The sequence below is a fragment of the Pseudomonas sp. EA_65y_Pfl1_P113 genome (genome assembly GCF_963970525.1).
GTDB classification, from domain to species: domain Bacteria; phylum Pseudomonadota; class Gammaproteobacteria; order Pseudomonadales; family Pseudomonadaceae; genus Aquipseudomonas; species Aquipseudomonas tritici.
In genome coordinates this window covers 18,118-37,423 of the sequence record NZ_CAXAQM010000018.1, presented here as the reverse complement: position 1 = coordinate 37,423, position 19,306 = coordinate 18,118, and the positions used below count along the sequence as shown (strand labels likewise).

Genomic DNA, 19,306 nt, shown 5'->3' with positions numbered 1-19,306 from the left:
AATGATTACGTCATTCCTATATGAATCTGACTGAACTCAAGCAAAAGCCGATTACCGACCTGCTCCAACTGGCCGAAGAAATGGGCATAGAAAATATGGCCCGTTCGCGCAAGCAGGACGTGATTTTCTCCCTGCTCAAGAAGCACGCGAAAAGCGGCGAGGAAATCTCCGGTGATGGCGTGCTGGAGATTCTCCAGGACGGCTTCGGCTTCCTCCGCTCTGCAGACGCCTCCTATCTTGCCGGCCCAGACGATATCTACGTCTCGCCGAGCCAGATCCGTCGTTTCAACTTGCGCACCGGTGACACCATCGTTGGCAAGATCCGCCCTCCTAAGGAAGGCGAGCGCTATTTCGCCCTGCTCAAGGTCGACACGATCAACTTCGATCGTCCAGAGAACGCGAAAAACAAGATTCTCTTCGAGAACCTGACCCCGCTGTTCCCGACCGTGCGCATGAAGATGGAAGCCGGTAACGGTTCCACCGAAGACTTGACCGGTCGTGTGATCGACCTGTGCGCCCCGATCGGCAAAGGCCAGCGTGGCCTGATCGTCGCGCCGCCGAAAGCCGGTAAGACCATCATGCTGCAGAACATCGCAGCGAACATCGCGCGTAACAATCCTGAAGTTCACCTGATCGTACTGTTGATCGATGAGCGTCCGGAAGAAGTGACCGAAATGCAGCGCACCGTGCGCGGCGAAGTGGTTGCCTCCACGTTCGATGAGCCGCCAACCCGCCACGTGCAGGTTGCCGAAATGGTGATCGAGAAGGCCAAGCGCCTGGTCGAACACAAGAAGGACGTGGTGATCCTGCTCGACTCCATCACCCGTCTGGCCCGTGCCTACAACACCGTGATCCCGAGCTCCGGCAAGGTATTGACCGGTGGTGTCGATGCCCACGCCCTGGAGAAACCGAAGCGTTTCTTCGGCGCTGCGCGCAATATCGAAGAAGGCGGCTCGCTGACCATTATCGCCACCGCGCTGGTTGAAACCGGTTCGAAGATGGACGAAGTGATCTACGAAGAGTTCAAGGGTACCGGCAACATGGAACTGCCCCTGGACCGTCGTATCGCGGAAAAACGCGTGTTCCCGGCGATCAACATCAACCGTTCCGGCACCCGCCGCGAAGAGTTGCTGACTGCCGACGACGAACTGCAGCGCATGTGGATCCTGCGCAAGCTGCTGCACCCGATGGACGAAGTCGCCGCCATCGAGTTCCTGATCGACAAGCTGAAAGCCACCAAGACCAACGACGAGTTCTTTTTGTCGATGAAGCGTAAGTAATACGACGTTTCAGGTCCGAAAGAATGGCGCCCTCAGGGGCGCCATTTCTTTTCGTCGGTTTTTTAAGCATTCTCTGTACCCAAATGCACCGCGATAAGCTGCCAGTCGCCGTCATAGCAGGTAGGATGTAGGCCTATTTTACGGGTGGCATGGTTAATGAAATTCAAGGATCTTCGGGATTTCGTGCAGCAACTTGAGCAGCGCGGAGAGTTGAAACGTATCCAAATGCCGATTTCCCCGGTGCTGGAAATGACTGAGATTTGCGACCGTACCCTTCGCAACAAGGGCCCGGCACTGCTGTTCGAGAACCCGACCGGCTTTGATATCCCGGTGCTCGGCAACCTGTTCGGCACCCCCGAGCGCGTGGCTTTTGGCATGGGTGCCGAGGCGGTCAGCGAACTGCGCGAGATCGGCAAGCTGCTGGCCTTCCTCAAGGAGCCCGAGCCGCCCAAGGGGCTGAAGGATGCCTGGTCGAAGCTGCCAATCTTCCGCAAGATCATTGCCATGGCCCCCAAAGTGGTCAAGGACGCGGTGTGCCAGGAAGTGGTCATCGAAGGCGATGACGTCGACCTCGGCATGCTGCCCGTGCAGACCTGTTGGCCAGGCGACGTCGGCCCGCTGATCACCTGGGGCCTGACCGTCACCAAAGGCCCGAACAAGGACCGCCAAAACCTCGGTATCTACCGCCAGCAAGTGATCGGCCGCAACAAGGTGATCATGCGTTGGTTGAGCCACCGTGGCGGCGCCCTGGACTTCCGTGAGTGGTGTGAAAAGCACCCTGGCAAGCCGTTCCCGGTTTCCGTGGCCCTGGGTGCCGACCCGGCTACCATCCTCGGCGCCGTGACCCCGGTGCCGGACAGCCTGTCCGAATACGCGTTTGCCGGCCTGCTGCGCGGCAACCGCACCGAACTGGTGAAGTGCCGTGGCAATGACCTGCAAGTGCCGGCCACGGCCGAAATCATCCTCGAGGGCGTGATTCATCCGGGCGAGATGGCCGATGAAGGGCCGTACGGTGACCACACCGGCTATTACAACGAAGTCGACAGCTTCCCGGTGTTCACCGTCGAGCGCATCACCCATCGGATCAAGCCGATCTACCACAGCACCTACACCGGCCGGCCGCCGGATGAGCCGGCTATTTTGGGTGTGGCGCTGAACGAAGTGTTCGTGCCGATCCTCCAAAAGCAATTCCCGGAGATCACCGACTTCTACCTGCCGCCGGAAGGCTGCTCGTACCGCATGGCCATCGTGACCATGAAGAAGTCGTACCCAGGCCATGCCAAGCGGGTAATGCTCGGTGTGTGGTCGTTTTTGCGACAGTTCATGTACACCAAGTTCGTTATTGTCACCGACGACGACATCAATGCCCGAGATTGGAACGACGTGATCTGGGCCATCACCACGCGCATGGACCCCAAGCGCGATACGGTGATGATCGACAACACGCCGATTGACTACCTCGACTTCGCCTCGCCAGTGTCGGGCTTGGGTTCGAAGATGGGCCTGGACGCCACCCACAAATGGCCGGGTGAAACCACCCGCGAATGGGGTCGGGTGATCGTCAAGGATGAAGCCGTCACTGCCCGTGTCGATGCGATCTGGAAAGAATTGGGAATAGATTGATGCGTGTAACCCTGCAACCTTCCGGCGCCGTGCTGGAGCTGGTCCCTGGCGAGCGAATCCTCGAAGGCGCGCGCCGCTTGGGCTACGAATGCCCCGAGGCCTGTCGCAACGGCGTATGCCATGTGTGCGCCGCGCTGCTCGTGGAGGGCCGAGTGCGGCAAGCCGGTGAAGTGCGCGACCATGGTGAGTTCTACACGTGTATCGCTGAGCCGCTGGAAGATTGCATTGTGTTATGGGATGGCGTGCTGGCGCCGGGAGAGTTGCCATTGCGCAAGTTGTCATGCCAATTGAGTGAATGCGTAGAAGTCGGTGGCGATGTATGGCGCGTGCGCCTGCGCGCGCCGGCCGGCAAGGCGGTGCGTTACCACGCCGGGCAATACTTGATGATCGAGCGCGACAATGGCGAGAAATCGGCATTCTCCCTGGCGTCGGCACCCCATGCTGGACGCGAGCTGGAGTTGCATGTGCTGGTCCGCGAGGACAGTGCGCGCACCCTATTGGAGCAACTGCAGCGTAACCAGATGGCCCGGATCGAAATGCCCTTTGGTGACACCCACTTGGCCGAGCTGCCGGACGGGCCGCTGGTGTTGATCGCTGCCGGTACCGGCATGGCGCAGATGCACAGCCTGATCGAGCATTGCCGCGCCTCCGGCTTCAAGCACCCGGTGCACCTGTACTGGGGCGTACGTCGCCCGGAAGATTTCTACGACATTGAGCACTGGGACCAGTGGCGGCAACTGCCCAACCTGTTCCTGCACAAAGTTGTCAGCGACTTGTGTGGTTGGGAAGGGCGCTGTGGGTTGTTGCATGAAGCGGTGTGTGAAGACATCACCGACCTCAAGTCGGTGCACGTCTACGCCAGCGGTTCACCGGCGATGATCTACGGTACCCTGGATGCGCTGGTAGATGCCGGCATGGATGCGCACCAGATGCGTGCCGATGTGTTCGCCTACGCCCCCCGGGCCTGACGCGATCACATACATCATGGGTGTACGCCGATCAAACTGTGGGAGCGGACTGCGTCGTGTCTGTGTCAGAAGCGCACGCCTGTGGTCACCATCGCCGCATTGAACCCCAGCAATACCATCTCTGCCGCCACCGGCCCGTAATGCGCGCCCACCGACGGAATGATCACCGGTGCCACGCCGTAACGATTCAGTGGGATCTTGTCGCGGTACTTGCCGCGATAACCCTGGATCGCTCCGCCGGTCAGCTTCAAATACACCGGATAGTTCGCCATGTCGTAGCGCTTGCCCGCGTACGCGTAATACGAGCGCTGCCTGAACGAATTGCGAAACGTTGCCCCGCCATACACGAAACCTGACGCTTCGTTGCGCTCCAGGCCGATCAGGTCCTGGTTGTTGTTGTGCTCCGGATCGGGCGCGAAATGCCGAGTGTAGACGCTGGTCTGCGCGTACCAGAAGCCTTTGTCGTCCTCGCTCGCGAGTGTTTCGCCAGCCAGTGCGGTGGTGGCCTGGGCCAGGAACAACAGGCCAGGCATTCGGAATCTCTTCATGGGGGCGACCTCAAGAGTCGATTTGGTGGGCGTCTAAGTGGGTCGTGATGTGTGCGCTATTTTGATGGGTTGGCGGGTTCCCAGGCTGAACCGGGGCTGAAAGCGACGGTATTGGCACGCGTAATGCTGACAAATGGCTGTGGCGCTTATATCCGTACTTATTCGCTTAGGGTATTTAGTGTCTCAGGCAAATGTCCTTAAGCTATATCTGAGACGGGCGGCTTATTGCTGCGGGTTTTATTACGGTAAAGTTGCTTACAACTGGTAATACATAGGAGGCGTACCGCTTTTCGCCATGACCGCCATTGAAACTGATCTTTTGCAGTTGGCTTACCCTCCGCGTCTCGATCTTGGGCCGCAACTCACTCACGAACAATTGATGAGCTCGATGCAGGCCACCATGGCCCGGCATAAGGGTGGGCCGGTCTGGCTATTTGCGTATGGTTCGCTGATCTGGCGCCCTGAATGCTCGTCGACCGAGCGCATGCGGGCACGGGTCCATGGTTATCATCGGGGTCTTTACTTGTGGTCCCACGAGCACCGGGGTACGCCGGAATTACCAGGTTTGGTCTTTGGTCTGGATCGCGGCGGCTCTTGCAGCGGGTTTGCTTACCGCTTGCCGGAAGATCAACTGGAGGCCTCGCTCTACGCCTTGTGGCAGCGCGAGATGCCTTACCCCTCTTACCGGCCGCACTGGCTCAGCTGCCGTCTGGAAGATGGCAGTACGGTGCAGGCATTGGGATTTGTCTTGGAGCGGCACCTGCCCAGCTACGCCGGCAACTTGCCGGATATCGTGCTGAACCACGTGTTGCAAAGCGCTTGCGGGCGTTACGGCACTACGCGTGATTATGTCGAGCAGACCGTCAACGCCCTGCGTAGCCACGCCATGCCAGATAAAAACCTGGAGGCGCGGCTCAAGCGTTGTGCGAAGGATTGCTCAGGCGGTTAACGCGCCGAGCTGACGCTGTTGGTGTGCCACAACGTTGGGATCAGGAAGGCGATTGCCAACACGCACGCGCCGATCAGCAGCACGAAACCGCCGTCCCAGCCGAAGTGGTCCACGGTGTAGCCCATGGCCGCACTCGCTGCCACCGAGCCCCCCAGGTAACCGAACAAACCGGTGAAGCCCGCCGCTGTGCCGGCGGCTTTCTTCGGCGCCAGCTCCAGCGCCTGCAGGCCGATCAGCATTACCGGGCCGTAGATCAGGAAACCGATGGACACCAGCGCGAGCATGTCGACCATCGGGTTACCCGGCGGGTTGAGCCAGTACACCAGGGTCGCCACGGTCACCAGGGCCATGAACACGATGCCGGTGAGGCCACGGTTGCCACGGAAGATCTTGTCCGACATCCAGCCGCACAGCAGCGTGCCCGGGATACCTGCCCACTCATAGAAGAAGTACGCCCAGGACGATTTGTCGACCGTGAAGTGCTTGGCTTCTTTCAAGTAGGTCGGCGCCCAGTCCAGTACGCCGTAGCGCAGCAGGTAGACGAACACGTTGGCGAAGGCGATGTACCAGAGCATTTTGTTGCGCAGCACGTACTTGACGAAGATTTCCTTGGCGCTGAATTCGTCTTCGTGGCTGGCGTCATAGCCTTCCGGGTAGTCGTTCTTGTACTTCTCGATCGACGGCAGGCCGACTGATTGCGGGGTGTCGCGCATGGTGATGAAGGCAAACGCCGCCACTGCCAATGCCACGGTCGCCGGTACATAAAACGCTGCGTGCCAGTCGTTGAACCAGCCCATGCCCAGCAGGAACAGCGGGCCGATCAGGCCGCCGCCGACGTTGTGCGCCACGTTCCATACCGACACCACGCCGCCGCGTTCTTTCTGCGACCACCAATGCACCATGGTCCGTCCACTGGGCGGCCAGCCCATGCCTTGAGCCCAGCCGTTGATGAACAGCAAAATGAACATCATGGTCACGCTGGACGTCGCCCAAGGTGCGAAACCGAAAATGAACATGACCCCAGCTGAAACCAGCAGGCCGAAGGGCAGGAAATAGCGCGGGTTGGAGCGGTCGGACACCAGGCCCATGAGGAACTTGGACAGGCCGTAGGCAATCGCGATAGCCGACATCGCCAGGCCCAGTTCACCACGGGTGTAACCCTCGTCGATCAAGTAGGGCATGGCCAGCGAGAAGTTTTTACGCAGCAGGTAGTACCCGGCGTAACCGAAGAAAATACCCGCGAAGATCTGCCAGCGCAGGCGTCGGTAGGTACTGTCTATTTTTTCTTCAGGCAGGGGCGCCTGATGTGCGGCAGGACGAAAGAAAGCAAACATTCAAGAGCTCCAAATTTCTTGTTTTGACTGCGGATGCGAATGTTACAGTTTCGTTACCGAAAATAGCATCGCCTCTTATCTGCAAACACAGGAAATCAGAGCAATTGCATGTTCTCTTATGAACATGTCGCGAATAGATAAGTGCTGGTCGGGATTGAGTTCGTGAGGCGTTGGAGATCCCAATGTGGGAGCGGGCTTGCTCCCACATTGACCGAATTTCACATCGTTTAGCGAGTTTGGACGACGACCTTGCCCACCGCCTTGCGCTGCCCCAAATCATTGATCGCCTGGGCGGCCTGTTCCAGCGGGTACACCTGCGACACCAGCGGCTTCAACTTATCCTCGGAATACCATGTGAACAACTGCTGGAAATTCGCCGCATTATCCTGCGGCTGACGCTGCGCAAATGAACCCCAGAACACCCCGACCACTGCGGCGCCCTTGAGCAGCGCCAGGTTCACCGGCAGTTCCGGAATACGCCCACTGGCAAACCCCACCACCAGCAGGCGGCCGTTCCAGGCGATGGCGCGGATGGCCTGGTCAAACAGATCGCCACCCACCGGGTCGTAGATCACATCGGCACCGTTGCCGTCGGTGAGGCGCTTGATCTCGTCTTTCAGGCTGGCTTCGCTGTAGTTGATCAGCTCATCAGCGCCAGCCGCCTTGGCCACTGCGAGTTTGTCGGCACTGCTGGCGGCGGCGATAACGCGTGCGCCCATGGCTTTGCCGATCTCCACGGCGGCCAGACCCACGCCACCGGAGGCGCCGAGGACCAACAGCGTTTCGCCAGGTTGCAGGTTGGCCCGCTGTTTCAGCGCGTGCATCGAGGTGCCGTAGGTCATGCTGAAAGCCGCGGCGGTGTTGAAGTCCATGCTCGGCGGGATCGGCAGTACGTTATAGCCCGGCACCGCGACCTGTTCGGCAAAGCTGCCCCAGCCGGTCAGCGCCATGACCCGATCACCGACTTTCAGGTGGCCGACCTTTTCGCCCACTTCACTGACCACGCCCGACGCTTCGCCACCCGGCGAAAACGGGAAGGGCGGCTTGAACTGGTACTTGCCCTCAATGATCAAGGTATCCGGGAAGTTGACCCCGGCGGCATGCACGTCCAGCAGGATTTCGTTCTTCTTGATCGCCGGGCTGGCGATTTCTTCCAGCACCAGGGTTTCGGCGGGGCCGAAGGCTTTGCACAGCACAGCTTTCATCGGACTATTCCTTTTGGCATCGTGGCCGATAAGTGTAGGAGGGTACGCCCGTGGGTCAACGAGCATGCCCGGGCCTGATAAGTCGCCATAAGCTTGTGCTCAGCCTTGCTAGCGTTATGCTACTTGGCAACCGAATGTGAGGAATGAACTGTGAAAGCGTGGATCCTGTTGATGCTGGCCCTGACCTTGCCGATGGCAGCCCAGGCCGAAGAGGCCAAAGAAGGCGAGGCGCCGAAGGTCAGCTATATCAGCCTGAGCCCGCCGTTCGTGGGCAACTACGGCCTGGATGGCACGGCGAAACTCAAGGTGTTCAAGGCCGACATCGCCCTGCGCGTGACCGGCACCGAAGCTGCCGCTGCGGTCAAAGCCAATGACGCGTTGATCCGTAACCAACTGGTGGCACTGTTCACTCAGCAGACCAACGAGAGCATGAGCACCGTTGAAGGCAAGGAAAAACTGCGCCAGGAAGCTCTGAAGCAAACCCAGCAAGTGATGAACGACGAGACCGGCAAGCCGGTAGTGGAAGACTTGTTGTTCAACAACCTGATCATCCAGTAACACCCTCCCCCGTAGCCGCTGTCGAGCCCTGGCGAGGCAGCGGCTACGTAGGCTTCGTCACGAGGCCAGGCTCTTCCTGAACCGCGCCAGCGCCACCGCAAAAAACACCAACCCAATCCCGGCCAACGCCAGCAAGTCCGGCCACACCAAGCCCACCCCCGCATCCCGGAACAGAATCGCCGCACTCAAACTCACAAAATGTGTCGACGGCGACCCTTGCATCACCCACTGCAACCACTCGGGCATGCTGTCCAACGGCGTGCTGCCGCCTGAGAGCAACAGCATGGGGATAATCACAAGCCGAACTGCGGCGTCGAACGCGCAAGCGTCGCCAGGAAAATCCCTAGGGCCGTACTGGCAAACAGGTACAGCGCCGTCACAAACAGAAACAGCCCGAGCGACCCGGCCAGCGGCACGCCGAGCAGCCCTTTGACCACCACTTCCAGCGACAGCCAAGTGCACAACACCACCACCAGCATGTTGCTCCAGATTTTTGCCAGCATGATCTCCAGCGCGGTCAGCGGCAGCACCAATAGATGGTCGAGGGTGCCGTGCTCACGCTCGCGCAGCAGCGCGGTACCGGTCAGGATAATCGCGAGGATGGTGATGTTGTTGACGATCTGGATCACCGCCAGGAACCAGCCACCTTCCAGGTTGGTATTGAACAATGCGCGGGTGGTCAGCAGGGCGGGCGCGTGGCGGGCGGCATCGGTCTGGCCGCTGTAATTGAGCAGTTCCCTCTGGAAAATCCGCCCGATATAGCCCGCGCCCATGAATGCCTGGCTCATCGCCGTGGCATCGACGTTCACCTGTACGCCGGGCTGGCGACCGGCCAACAGGTCGGCCTGGAAATTCGCCGGCACATTGATCACGAAGGTGTACTCGCCGCTGTCCATGACCTTGTCCAGTTGGTCATAGGGCAATGGCATGGGGGCCTGGAACTCGGGCGGTTGCAGCGCCTCGGCCATCTGACGCGAAAGCGGACTGTGGTCTTCATCGACAAACGCCACGCTGGCGTTGTGCACGCCGATCACCGATCCAGCGGCGGGCATATAGATAGCGACGGTGAAGGCGTAGAACAGGAACAGCAGCAACACGCTGTCGTGGCGCAGGCTGGTCAGTTCCTTGATACCCAGGCGCAGGATGTGCGCAAACTTATGCATCAGGCCTCCTGCTTCTTGAGCATGATCAGGCTCAGCCCGGTAAACCCTATAAAGAACCCGAACAGTGCCAGGCACTGCGGCCACAACTGGCGCAAGCCCAGGGCCTTGGTGAAAGTGCCCACGGCGATATCCAGAAAGTGCCCCGCCGGAAACAGCGTGCCCATCAACGCAGCCGCGCCTTCCAGGGACGAGCGTGGCACGATCAGCCCGGAGAACTGGATGGTCGGCAGGCTGGTGATGATCATGGTGCCGAGGATGGCGGCGATCTGCGTGCGGGTGAACGCCGAAATCAGCAGGCCCATGCTGGTGGTGGCCAGCACATACAGCAGGCCGCCGAACGCCAGTGTGAGGGCGCTGCCTTTGAACGGCACGCCGAACAGCCAGCGGTTCATCGCCACCAATATCGCCAGGTTGACCAGGCTCACCGCCAGGTAGGGCGCCTGTTTGCCGAGCAGGAATTCCAGGCGGGTCAGCGGCGTGGCGTAGAAGTTGGTGATCGAGCCCAGCTCCTTCTCGCGCACGATGCCGAGTGCCGTCAGCATCGCCGGGATAAACGCCAGGATCAGCGCCATCACCCCGGGGCCGATGGCATTCACACTGACCACGTCCTGGTTATAGCGGAAGCGGGTTTCCAGCTTGACGGCGGCTGAGTTGTTACGAGGCAGGCTGCTCAGCTCGGCCAGTTGCCGGAGGTTCTCCTGGTGCACGGCTTCAACGTAGTTGCGGCTGGTTTCCGCGCGAAACGGCATGCCGCCATCAAGCCAGGCAGCCACGGTGGGCTGGCGACCGGCGTAGAGATCACGGCCAAAACCGGGCGGTATCTCCAGCGCCAGTTTTATTTCCGAGCGTTGCAGGCGTCGGTGCAATTCATTCGAGTCGCTGATCAGCGGTTGCTCGGCGAAGTAGCGCGAGCTGCGAAAAGCCTCCAGGTAGGCGCGGCTTTGTGGCGTCTGGTCCTGGTCGTAGACCGCGAAGGCGAGGTTTTCCACATCCAGGGAGATGCCGTAGCCGAAGATCACCATCATGAACATTGCCCCCAGCAGCGCGAAGGCCATGCGCACTTTGTCGCGCAACAGTTCCTTGCCTTCGCGGCTGGCTACGGCAAGCAGGCGAGACAGACTGAAGCCGCGCTTGCTCACGGGTGGCGCACTGGTTTCGCTGACGGTTGCGGCGGGCGCAGTGGGTTCCGGCTCGCCTTGGGCTTGTTCCAGGCAGGTGACGAACGCCGCTTCCAGCGTCTCGCCGTGGAATTGTTGTTGCAGCGCATCCGGCGTATCGCAGGCCAGTACCTTACCCGCGTGCATCAAGGAGATGCGGTCGCAACGCTGGGCTTCGTTCATAAAGTGGGTGGACAGGAAGATGGTCACGCCTTGTTCGCGGGACAGCTCGATCAGCAACCGCCAGAAGTCGTCGCGCGCGGCCGGGTCGACACCCGAAGTGGGCTCATCAAGGATCAGCACTTCAGGCCGATGCAGCACGGCCACGGCCAATGACAACCGCTGGCGCAAGCCGAGGGGTAGTTCGCCGGATGGTTGCTCGGCCACATCGCCGAGGTCGAAGCGCTGGATCAACTCATCAATACGCGGGCCACTGTCCGCCTTTGGCAAGTCGAACAATTGCGCATGCAGCATCAGGTTCTGGCGCACGCTGAGTTCGCCGTACAGCGAGAAGCTTTGTGACATGAACCCCACGCGTTTGCGAGTGGCCAGGTCCTTGGCGTTGACAGGATTGCCCAGCAGTGTCGCGCTGCCCTCAGTGGCGGGCATCAGCCCGGTGAGGACTTTCATGGTGGTGGTCTTGCCGCAGCCGTTGGAGCCGAGAAAGCCGAATATTTCGCCTCGGCCGATGGCGAAGCTGACGGTGTTCACCGCCGTGAAATCACCAAAACGCAGTGTCAGATCGTGGGCTTCGATGGCGATATCGGTGTTGTCGCTTTCCCTCGGCGGAATCACCAGCGGCTTATTGTCGTGGGCGCTGTCGCCCTGGAAGTGGGTGAAAGCCTCGTCCAATTTGCCGCTGGATGTTGCGGCGGCCAGTTCACTGCTCAAGCCGACCGCGATCAGTTTGCCGCGATCAAGCATCAAGCAATGTTCGAACTGCTCGGCTTCTTCCATGTAGGCCGTGGCTACCAGCAGCGTCAGTTGTGGGCGCTCGCTGCGTACGCTTTCGACCAGTTCCCAGAAGCGCCGGCGTGACAGTGGGTCGACGCCAGTAGTGGGCTCGTCAAGGATCAACAGGTCCGGGTCGTGGATCAGCGCGCAGCACAGGCCGAGTTTCTGCTTCATGCCGCCAGACAGCTTGCCGGCCGGACGCTCGGCGAAGCGCGCAAGGTCGGTGGCCAGCAGCAGGTTGTGCATGCGCTGGTCGCAGTCGGCTCTGGACAGGCCAAACAGCGTGGCAAAGAAACGGATGTTTTCACTGATGGACAATTCGGGATACAAATTGCCGCCCAAACCCTGGGGCATAAACGCGATGCGTGGGTACAGGCTGTTGCGGTGGCGGCGGTCTTCGATGGCGCCACCGAGCACTTCCAGCTGACCCTCCTGGAGTTTCTTAACCCCGGCGATCAAGCCCAGCAGGCTTGACTTGCCCGCGCCGTCCGGGCCAATCAACCCGCAGCGCGTACCGGCCGGCAGGCTGAAGGCGATGTCGACCAGTGCCTGCTGCTTGCCGTAGCGGTGGTTGATCCCGCTGGCCTGCAGCGCCAGCGCGGTCATTGCAGGTTGGCCGGCCAGTCGATGTCAGCTGTGCGTACATAACCCGCGCCGGGCATGCCCGGTTTGGCTTGGGGCACAGCGCTGGGTTGAGTCAGGCGCAGTTTGACGCGGAAGACCAGTTTCTGGCGTTCGTCGCGGGTTTCCACTTCCTTGGGTGTGAACTGGGATTTGGCGGCGACAAAACTGATCGTGGCCGGCAGCGGTTGGTCGGGCAGGGCATCGAGCAGGATGCGTGCGTCACTGCCGACGGTGAGGCGCCCGGCGACGGAGGCAGGCAGGTAGAGATTCATGTATTGATCATTGGGATCAATCAGCAGCAACACACGCCCGCCCGCACCCAGCACTTCGCCGGGTTCTGCCAGGCGCAGTTGGATGATCCCGTCGATAGGTGCGCGCAGGCTGCTGTCGTCGATTTCGCTGGTGAGCTGTGCGACTTGGGCTTGGGCGGCGACGATGGCGGCTTTCACCGAGGCGACTTGGGCTTGTGCGGCAACGACTGCTGCATTGCCGGTGTTCTGCCGCGCTTGCTGCTGGTCGATCAACTGGCTACTGGCGAAGCCGCGTTTGTACAGCTGTTGGGTACGCCTGAGTTCCTGGTTTGCCAGCAGTTGTTCGCTCTGGCGCAGTTGCACATTGGCTTCGGCAGCGGCGAAGTTTTCCTTGGCGCGCAGCACTTCAGCCTCGGCCTGGGCGCGTTGGGCTTCGAGGGTGCGGGTGTCCATGCGTGCGAGCAGTTGGCCCTTGAGTACCTTGTCGCCTTCGTCCACCCGCACGTCGGCCAGACGCCCGGGGATCTTGGTGGCGATCTGCACTTCGGTGGATTCCAGGCGGCCGTTACCCATGCCCAGCCCTTCGGGCAGGCGGTCCTGGGTGGAGCGCCAGTAACCGAAGCCGCCGGCACCCAGCAGCAGCGCGATGAGTGCGACGGCGAAAAGGCGGGAGGTGTGGTGGTTCGTCGACATGGCTGCTTCCAGCGGCTTTAGCGTTCCAGTGTGACCGGTTTGCCCTGAGAGGGCCTTGATGCCGGTCAGTTAAAGCAAATTGATCACGGCGGCCCATTGCTCGGGCGTGACGGCCATCACCGAAAGCCGGCTGCCTTTTTGCACCAAGGGCAATTCGGCGAGGGCGACTTGTTGTTTCAGATAGCCCAGGCCCAGCACGTTGGGAAAGGTCCGGACGTGCGCAACGTTGATCGCGCTCCACGGATTTTTTTCCCGGGTGGCCTTGCCGTCGAAATAGTGGCTTTCTGGTTCTAGCGCTGTGGGGTCCGGATAGGCCGCCTCGACGATTTTGCCGATGCCGGCAATGCCAGGCTCGGGGCAGCTGGAGTGGTAAAAGAAAAACTCGTCACCTACCGCCATCGCGCGCAAAAAGTTGCGCGCCTGGTAGTTGCGCACCCCGTCCCAGCGCGCTTCACCGAGCTTTTCCAAGCCTTTGATAGAGAGTTCATCGGGCTCGGATTTCATCAACCAATAGGCCATCTTTGGGCTCCTGAAAAAGACAGTGGGCAAGTTGTCAGGTAATTTGATGACAAACCGACAGTCGGTTGGCGCCAAGGTTTGCGTGTTGGTTCACGTTACCGCAGAATGCCGGCTTTTAAAGCTTGGCGCAGCTGCAACGGACTCCTTTGGAACGTTGTTGTCATCGTGTACGAGGTGCCTGCAGGGGGGCAATCGATGCAACGTAAACCGGATTTACTATGGATTTTGGTGATTTTGTTTGGTCTGGGCGTCGTGACCACCGGGTATGCACAAAGCTTGTGGTCGAACAACACCGATGCTCCCGTTGAACTGGCTCAGCAGCAGTCGCAACCGTTCAAGCGTTAACACTTCTTCAAGGCGCCGCTGATTCCAGTGGCGTCTGTGCGATGTACCAATTCTTATCTGTTACGGTGCCCGCCAACGGCACGTCCCAGCTCGCTTGCGCCAAACGATCGACCTTCTGACATTCATGGGCCAGGCCCAGCAACGTCGGCTTGCGCCAGCTCTTGCGGCGCGCCAGATAAGCCAGGCTGCGATCGTAAAACCCGCCGCCCATGCCCAGTCGCCCACCCGCATCATCGAACCCTACCAACGGCAGCAGCACCAGGTCCAGCGCCCAGACCTTGCGCTGACGGCTGATATTCACCCGTGGCTCCAGAATGCGAAACCGATTGGGCATCAGCTTTTCCCCAAGCCTTACGCGCTGGAACACCATCTTGGTTCGCGGCCAGGCGCTGAGTACCGGCAGGTACGTGGCCTTGCCTCGGCGCTGGGCTGCGCGCAGCAGCAAGCGCGGATCGATTTCACCGTCCGTCGGTAGATACAAAGAGATATGTTTGGCCCGGCGAAACAGCGGGTGCTGTGCCAGTTGCCGATACAGGCCGTGGGCGGCCTTGCGCTGCTCGCTTGGCGTGAGGGCGCGGCGGGCCTGGCGCAACATGCGTCGAAGGTGCGGACGGGAAAGCGGCGCAGGTTCGGTCATGGTTTCGGCTCATAAAACAATGCCAGTCCGAGGACTGGCATTGAGTTTGGGAATTCAGGCTCCCCGACAGAGCCGCTGTCGACTTAGCCCTTGAACCCGAAAGTTCAAGGTGGAAGATGCAGTAGGCTTTAAGGCTTTCCGTCTAGCGGACATGCACACCAGCCCAACGTGCAACTTCCAGGGTAGTGCGAATCGGCTCAGGGACATCGCCGACTGGCAAACACGCCAGGGAGTGGGGCGAGTATACCTTAAACAGTCGCGGCAATCAGCCCTTGGGTGCGTCTGTGTCGCTGGAAAGCGCCAGATCAACACGCTCCAGCAGGTCACGCACCTGCTCACGGGTAGAGCCGCTGGCCTGCACGTCAGGGCGTTCCTGCTTATGCAGTAAATCGTGAGTAATATTCAGCGCGGCCATCACGGCAATGCGGTCGGCGCCGATCACTTTGCCGCTGCTGCGGATTTCACGCATCTTGCCGTCCAGGTAGCGGGCGGCGCTCACCAGGTTGCTGCGCTCTTCTTGGGGGCAGATGATCGAATAGTCTTTGTCGAGGATCTGCACGGTGACGCTATTGCTTGAACTCATGAGTCTTGCTCCAGGGCCTTCAGGCGCGAAATCATCGATTCGACCTTACGCCGGGCGATTTCGTTTTTTTCAATGAGGTGAGCGCGTTCCTCGCGCCAGGTCTTTTCCTGAGCTAATAGGAGTCCGTTTTGAGTCTTTAGTTGCTCGACCCGGGTAATTAGCAATTCGAGTCTGGCCATCAGCGCTTGCAGGTCGGTGTCTTCCATTGGGTTCCACTGGATTTGTCTGATGAATGGCAACTGCAGGATAAACGATCTGACGCCCTTGATAGTCTTGGTACGCCTGCCGGTGCTAGGATACGACGCTCCATTCTAGACATTGCGCCGTCTGGCGCCTAGCTCACCATGCCTATTCAGAACTCCCCGTACGATGCTTTTTCCAAACTGCTGAGCGCCAGCGGCCACCCCTGCTCGCCTGCCGAACTGCACGGCGTGCTCCTGGGCCGTAGTTGCACCGGCGTTGGCTTTGACGCTGATAACTGGCTGGCCGATGTGGCCGAGCTGCTCGAAACCGAGCCGACCGACAACGTGCGTAACGCGCTGATCGGCTTGCAAGAGATGGTCAAGGGCGAGCTGACCGGTGATGACGTCACCGTGGTCCTGCTGCTGCCGACTGACGACGCGCCGCTCACCGAACGCGCTGCAGCCTTGGGCCAATGGTGCCAAGGTTTCCTCCACGGCTTTGGCGTAAACGCCGGCGGCCTGGAATTGAGCACCGACGCCAAGGAAGTGTTGCAGGACCTGGCAGCCATCTCCCAGGTGCAAGACGCCCTGGAAGAATCCGAGGACGGTGAAGGCGACTATATGGAGGTGATGGAATACCTGCGCGTCGCGCCGCTGCTGCTATTCACAGAGACCAAGAAGTCTGCTGAGCCCGCTGCACCCAAGCCGTCGCTGCATTAAGAAAGGAAGCCCATCTGTCCATGATTCATATCCCCCGAGCGGAATACACGCGGCGCCGCAAGGCGCTCATGGCGCAGATGGAACCCAACAGCATCGCGATCCTGCCGGCCGCCGCCGTGGCGATCCGCAACCGTGATGTCGAACACGTGTACCGCCAGGACAGCGATTTTCAGTACCTGAGCGGTTTCCCCGAGCCGCAAGCGGTGATCGTGCTGATGCCCGGCCGCCAGCACGGCGAGTACGTGCTGTTCTGCCGCGAACGCAATGCCGAACGCGAGCTCTGGGACGGCCTGCGCGCCGGCACCGAAGGCGCAATTCGCGACTTTGGCGCCGACGATGCCTTCCCCTTCACCGATATCGACGACATCCTGCCCGGCCTGATCGAAGGCCGCGACCGGGTGTATTCGGCCATGGGCAGCAACGCCGAATTCGACCGGCACCTGATGGAGTGGATCAACGTGATCCGCTCTAAAGCGCACCTCGGCGCCCAGCCACCGAACGAATTCGTTGCCCTGGATCATCTGCTTCACGACATGCGTCTGTATAAATCGGCGGCAGAAGTGAAGGTGATGCGCGAGGCCGCACGCATCTCCTGCGCCGCCCATGTGCGGGCGATGCAGGCCAGCAGGGCTGGTTTGCACGAGTTCAGCCTGGAAGCCGAGCTGGACTACGAATTCCGCAAGGGCGGCGCGAAAATGCCGGCTTATGGTTCCATCGTCGCCGCTGGCCGCAACAGCTGCATCCTGCATTACCAGCAGAATGACGCGCTGCTCAAGGACGGCGACCTGGTGCTGATCGACGCCGGTTGCGAGATCGACTGCTACGCCAGCGACATCACCCGTACCTGGCCGGTCAACGGCAAGTTTTCGCCCGAACAGAAGGCGGTCTACGAAATTGTGCTGGCCTCCCAGGAAGCTGCCTTTGCCCAGATCGCCCCCAACAAGCATTGGAACCAGGCCCACGAGGCCACAGTGCACGTCATAACCGCCGGGCTGGTGAAGCTTGGGTTGTTGCAGGGTGACGTCGACGAGCTGATCGCCAGCGAAGCCTATAAAGCGTTCTACATGCACCGCGCCGGCCACTGGCTGGGTATGGATGTGCATGATGTGGGCGAGTACAAAGTGGGCGGTGAGTGGCGTGTGCTGGAAGTCGGTATGGCGTTGACCGTTGAGCCGGGGATCTACATCTCACCGGACAATCAGAACGTGGCAAAGAAATGGCGTGGCATTGGCGTACGCATTGAGGACGACGTGGTGGTAACCAAGCAAGGCTGTGAAATCCTGACCGGCGGCGTGCCCAAGACCGTCGCCGATATCGAAGCGCTGATGGCGGCTGCGCGATGAGCCGGGTCAACCTGGCGATCATCGGCGGTGGCCTGGTCGGTGCCAGCCTGGCGTTGGCGTTGCAGGCGGGGGCCAAGGCGCGCGGCTGGAAGATCGTGCTGATCGAACCGTTCGCGCCGGGCGACAGCTACCAGCCGAGCTACGACGCGCGCTCTTCGGCGCTGTCCTTCGGCGCCCGGCAGATCTATCAGCGTTTGGGCCTGTGGCAGGGCATTTCCCGTCGCGCCGAGCCGATCAAGCAGATCCATGTGTCCGACCGTGGGCGCTTCTCCACGGCGCGTCTGTCGGCCATGGAGGAGGGCGTGCCCGCCCTTGGTTATGTGGTGGAAAACGCCTGGCTGGGCCAGTGCCTGTGGCAGGGCCTGGATAAAGACGTGGTCAGTTGGCGCTGCCCGGCGGAAGTCACGCGCATGGAGCCGCTGTCCGATGGCTACCGCCTTACCCTCAACGATGAAACCGTGCTGGAATGCGACCTCGCGGTGCTGGCCGACGGCGGCCGTTCCGGCTTGCGCGAGCAACTGGGCATCGGCGTTAAAACCCGCCCGTATAACCAGAGCGCGCTGATCGCCAACATCACGCCTAGCGAAGCCCACAACGGCGAAGCATTCGAGCGCTTCACCGATGAAGGCCCCATGGCCTTGCTGCCGCTGCCCGACAACCGTTGCGCGCTGGTGTGGACGCGCATCGGTTTGGATGCCCAGCGCCTGGCCAACCTTGATGAACGTAGCTTCTTGAGTGAATTGCAGGACGTGTTCGGCTACCGCCTGGGCACCCTGAAGCAAGTCGGCGCACGTCATCTGTACCCGCTGACGTTGGTTGAGGCCGAGGAGCAAGTGCGTTCGCACTTGGCAATCCTTGGCAATGCCGCCCACAGCCTGCACCCGATTGCCGGGCAGGGCTTCAACTTGTCCCTGCGCGATGCGAATGCCTTGGCTGAGGCCTTGCTGGCCGGCCCGCAAGTACCGGGCGACCTGGCAACCTTGCAGTGCTATCGCGAGCGTCAGCGCCTCGACCAGAAACTTACCGTGGGCTTCTCCGACCAGGTCACGCGCCTGTTTGGCAGCGCCCAACCGCTGGTCGCGCTGGGCCGCAACATGGGCCTGCTGGGCCTTGACCTGTTACCGCCGGCCAAGCGCTGGTTCGCCCGTCAGGCCATGGGCCTGGGCACGCGTCCCGATGCGTAAGTGGTTGATCGAGCGCCTGGGCAAGGCGCGGTTGTTGCGTTGGATCATGACCCTGTATCCGCCTTACTTGGGGGCGGGGGTCCGCGTCCGGTATATGAGCGCCGATTTCCGTCAGGTCAAAGTGCGTATGGGCCTGGGCTGGTACAACCGCAACTATGTCGGCACGCAATTCGGTGGCAGCCTGTATTCGATGGTGGATCCGTTCTACATGCTGATGCTGATGGAGAACCTGGGCCGCGACTACATAGTGTGGGACAAGGCCGCGAGCATCGATTTCATCTCGCCGGGCAAAGGCCCGGTGTACGCCGAGTTTTGCGTCGACGACGCCTTGCTCGCTGAGGTGCGTCGACACACCGAAGGTGGCGAGAAGTACTTGCCCCACCTCAAGGTCGAGATACATGACGGCTCCGGCACCCTGGTGGCGCGGGTCGACAAAACCCTTTACGTGCGGCGTAAGCCGCCAGCGAGACAGGCTTAAAGCATGGA

General features: G+C 60.7%; 19 protein-coding genes, 1 other RNA gene and 1 pseudogene. 10 read left to right on the top strand and 11 right to left on the bottom strand.

Annotation, left to right across the window (positions count from 1 at the left end):
* The first annotated feature begins 20 nt into the window (after window positions 1-20).
* The 3 genes from rho (at window position 21) to AACY52_RS17315 (ending at window position 3,871) form a co-directional block, all read left to right on the top strand.
* A complete protein-coding gene (gene rho, locus AACY52_RS17325; RefSeq protein ID WP_048729328.1) occupies window positions 21-1,280 on the top strand; it encodes a transcription termination factor Rho in 1,260 nt (419 codons plus the stop codon).
* A gap of 156 nt (window positions 1,281-1,436) precedes the next feature.
* On the top strand, window positions 1,437-2,903 hold the full coding sequence (gene ubiD / locus AACY52_RS17320) for a 4-hydroxy-3-polyprenylbenzoate decarboxylase (protein ID WP_049711003.1): 1,467 nt from the start codon (window positions 1,437-1,439) through the stop codon (window positions 2,901-2,903).
* The gene (locus AACY52_RS17315; RefSeq protein WP_339415161.1) at window positions 2,903-3,871 is read left to right on the top strand and encodes a CDP-6-deoxy-delta-3,4-glucoseen reductase; all 969 of its coding nucleotides are present in this window, start codon (window positions 2,903-2,905) and stop codon (window positions 3,869-3,871) included. Before ubiD ends, AACY52_RS17315 begins: the two co-directional genes overlap by 1 nt.
* Before the next feature lie 65 nt (window positions 3,872-3,936).
* Here AACY52_RS17315 and AACY52_RS17310 read toward each other — a convergent pair whose 3' ends face one another.
* Window positions 3,937-4,419 (bottom strand): sn-glycerol-3-phosphate transporter, encoded by a 483-nt coding sequence (locus AACY52_RS17310; protein ID WP_339415162.1) that lies wholly within the window; start codon window positions 4,417-4,419, stop codon window positions 3,937-3,939.
* 295 nt (window positions 4,420-4,714) lie between these two features.
* Between AACY52_RS17310 and AACY52_RS17305 the strand changes: the two genes are divergently transcribed.
* Entirely contained in the window at window positions 4,715-5,368 is a 654-nt protein-coding gene (locus AACY52_RS17305) for a gamma-glutamylcyclotransferase (RefSeq protein WP_049711006.1), read from the top strand.
* Here AACY52_RS17305 and glpT read toward each other — a convergent pair.
* A complete protein-coding gene (gene glpT, locus AACY52_RS17300; RefSeq protein ID WP_339415163.1) occupies window positions 5,365-6,702 on the bottom strand; it encodes a glycerol-3-phosphate transporter in 1,338 nt (445 codons plus the stop codon). The genes AACY52_RS17305 and glpT overlap by 4 nt on opposite strands.
* Window positions 6,703-6,929: 227 nt before the next feature.
* On the bottom strand, window positions 6,930-7,907 hold the full coding sequence (locus tag AACY52_RS17295) for an NADPH:quinone oxidoreductase family protein (RefSeq protein ID WP_339415164.1): 978 nt from the start codon (window positions 7,905-7,907) through the stop codon (window positions 6,930-6,932).
* A gap of 150 nt (window positions 7,908-8,057) precedes the next feature.
* On the opposite strand from AACY52_RS17295, the gene AACY52_RS17290 reads away from it, so the two are divergent.
* Entirely contained in the window at window positions 8,058-8,465 is a 408-nt protein-coding gene (locus AACY52_RS17290; protein ID WP_049711009.1) for a flagellar basal body-associated protein FliL, read from the top strand.
* Between the two features lie 57 nt (window positions 8,466-8,522).
* Here the strand turns inward: AACY52_RS17290 and AACY52_RS17285 are convergent.
* From AACY52_RS17285 to AACY52_RS17270, 4 genes and pseudogenes are all read right to left on the bottom strand, one after another.
* Window positions 8,523-9,628, bottom strand: a pseudogene (locus tag AACY52_RS17285) (ABC transporter permease).
* Window positions 9,628-12,345: a ribosome-associated ATPase/putative transporter RbbA gene (gene rbbA / locus AACY52_RS17280; RefSeq protein WP_339438909.1), complete on the bottom strand. Its 2,718-nt coding sequence runs from the start codon at window positions 12,343-12,345 to the stop codon at window positions 9,628-9,630. Before rbbA ends, AACY52_RS17285 begins: the two are co-directional and overlap by 1 nt.
* Complete coding sequence (locus tag AACY52_RS17275) at window positions 12,342-13,307, bottom strand: HlyD family efflux transporter periplasmic adaptor subunit (RefSeq protein WP_339415167.1); 966 nt, start codon at window positions 13,305-13,307, stop codon at window positions 12,342-12,344. Before AACY52_RS17275 ends, rbbA begins: the two co-directional genes overlap by 4 nt.
* A gap of 69 nt (window positions 13,308-13,376) precedes the next feature.
* On the bottom strand, window positions 13,377-13,826 hold the full coding sequence (locus tag AACY52_RS17270) for an EVE domain-containing protein (protein WP_339415168.1): 450 nt from the start codon (window positions 13,824-13,826) through the stop codon (window positions 13,377-13,379).
* A gap of 195 nt (window positions 13,827-14,021) precedes the next feature.
* On the opposite strand from AACY52_RS17270, the gene AACY52_RS17265 reads away from it, so the two are divergent.
* Window positions 14,022-14,171, top strand: a complete 150-nt coding sequence (locus AACY52_RS17265) for a hypothetical protein (protein WP_339415169.1) — start codon at window positions 14,022-14,024, stop codon at window positions 14,169-14,171.
* A 7-nt stretch (window positions 14,172-14,178) separates the two neighbouring features.
* Here AACY52_RS17265 and AACY52_RS17260 read toward each other — a convergent pair whose 3' ends face one another.
* From AACY52_RS17260 to AACY52_RS17245, 4 genes are all read right to left on the bottom strand, one after another.
* Entirely contained in the window at window positions 14,179-14,808 is a 630-nt protein-coding gene (locus tag AACY52_RS17260) for a 5-formyltetrahydrofolate cyclo-ligase (protein ID WP_339415170.1), read from the bottom strand.
* Window positions 14,809-14,864: 56 nt separating this feature from the next.
* A non-coding RNA gene (ssrS, locus tag AACY52_RS17255) (6S RNA) lies at window positions 14,865-15,043 on the bottom strand.
* A gap of 30 nt (window positions 15,044-15,073) precedes the next feature.
* Window positions 15,074-15,391: a cell division protein ZapA gene (locus AACY52_RS17250; protein ID WP_339415171.1), complete on the bottom strand. Its 318-nt coding sequence runs from the start codon at window positions 15,389-15,391 to the stop codon at window positions 15,074-15,076.
* Entirely contained in the window at window positions 15,388-15,597 is a 210-nt protein-coding gene (locus tag AACY52_RS17245; RefSeq protein WP_339415172.1) for a TIGR02449 family protein, read from the bottom strand. Before AACY52_RS17245 ends, AACY52_RS17250 begins: the two co-directional genes overlap by 4 nt.
* A gap of 138 nt (window positions 15,598-15,735) precedes the next feature.
* Here AACY52_RS17245 and AACY52_RS17240 point away from each other — a divergent pair, with 138 nt between their 5' ends.
* The 4 genes from AACY52_RS17240 to AACY52_RS17225 are packed head-to-tail and all read left to right on the top strand — an operon-like array spanning window position 15,736 to window position 19,298.
* The gene (locus AACY52_RS17240) at window positions 15,736-16,293 is read left to right on the top strand and encodes a YecA family protein (RefSeq protein ID WP_058426458.1); all 558 of its coding nucleotides are present in this window, start codon (window positions 15,736-15,738) and stop codon (window positions 16,291-16,293) included.
* Between the two features lie 20 nt (window positions 16,294-16,313).
* Window positions 16,314-17,636: a Xaa-Pro aminopeptidase gene (gene pepP, locus AACY52_RS17235; protein ID WP_339427624.1), complete on the top strand. Its 1,323-nt coding sequence runs from the start codon at window positions 16,314-16,316 to the stop codon at window positions 17,634-17,636.
* Entirely contained in the window at window positions 17,633-18,820 is a 1,188-nt protein-coding gene (gene ubiH / locus AACY52_RS17230; RefSeq protein ID WP_339415176.1) for a 2-octaprenyl-6-methoxyphenyl hydroxylase, read from the top strand. The genes pepP and ubiH overlap by 4 nt, the downstream gene beginning before the upstream one ends.
* Window positions 18,813-19,298 carry a DUF4442 domain-containing protein gene (locus tag AACY52_RS17225; RefSeq protein ID WP_339415177.1) on the top strand — a complete coding sequence of 162 codons (486 nt, stop codon included), beginning with the start codon at window positions 18,813-18,815 and terminating at the stop codon, window positions 19,296-19,298. Before ubiH ends, AACY52_RS17225 begins: the two co-directional genes overlap by 8 nt.
* The last annotated feature ends 8 nt before the right edge of the window (window positions 19,299-19,306 follow it).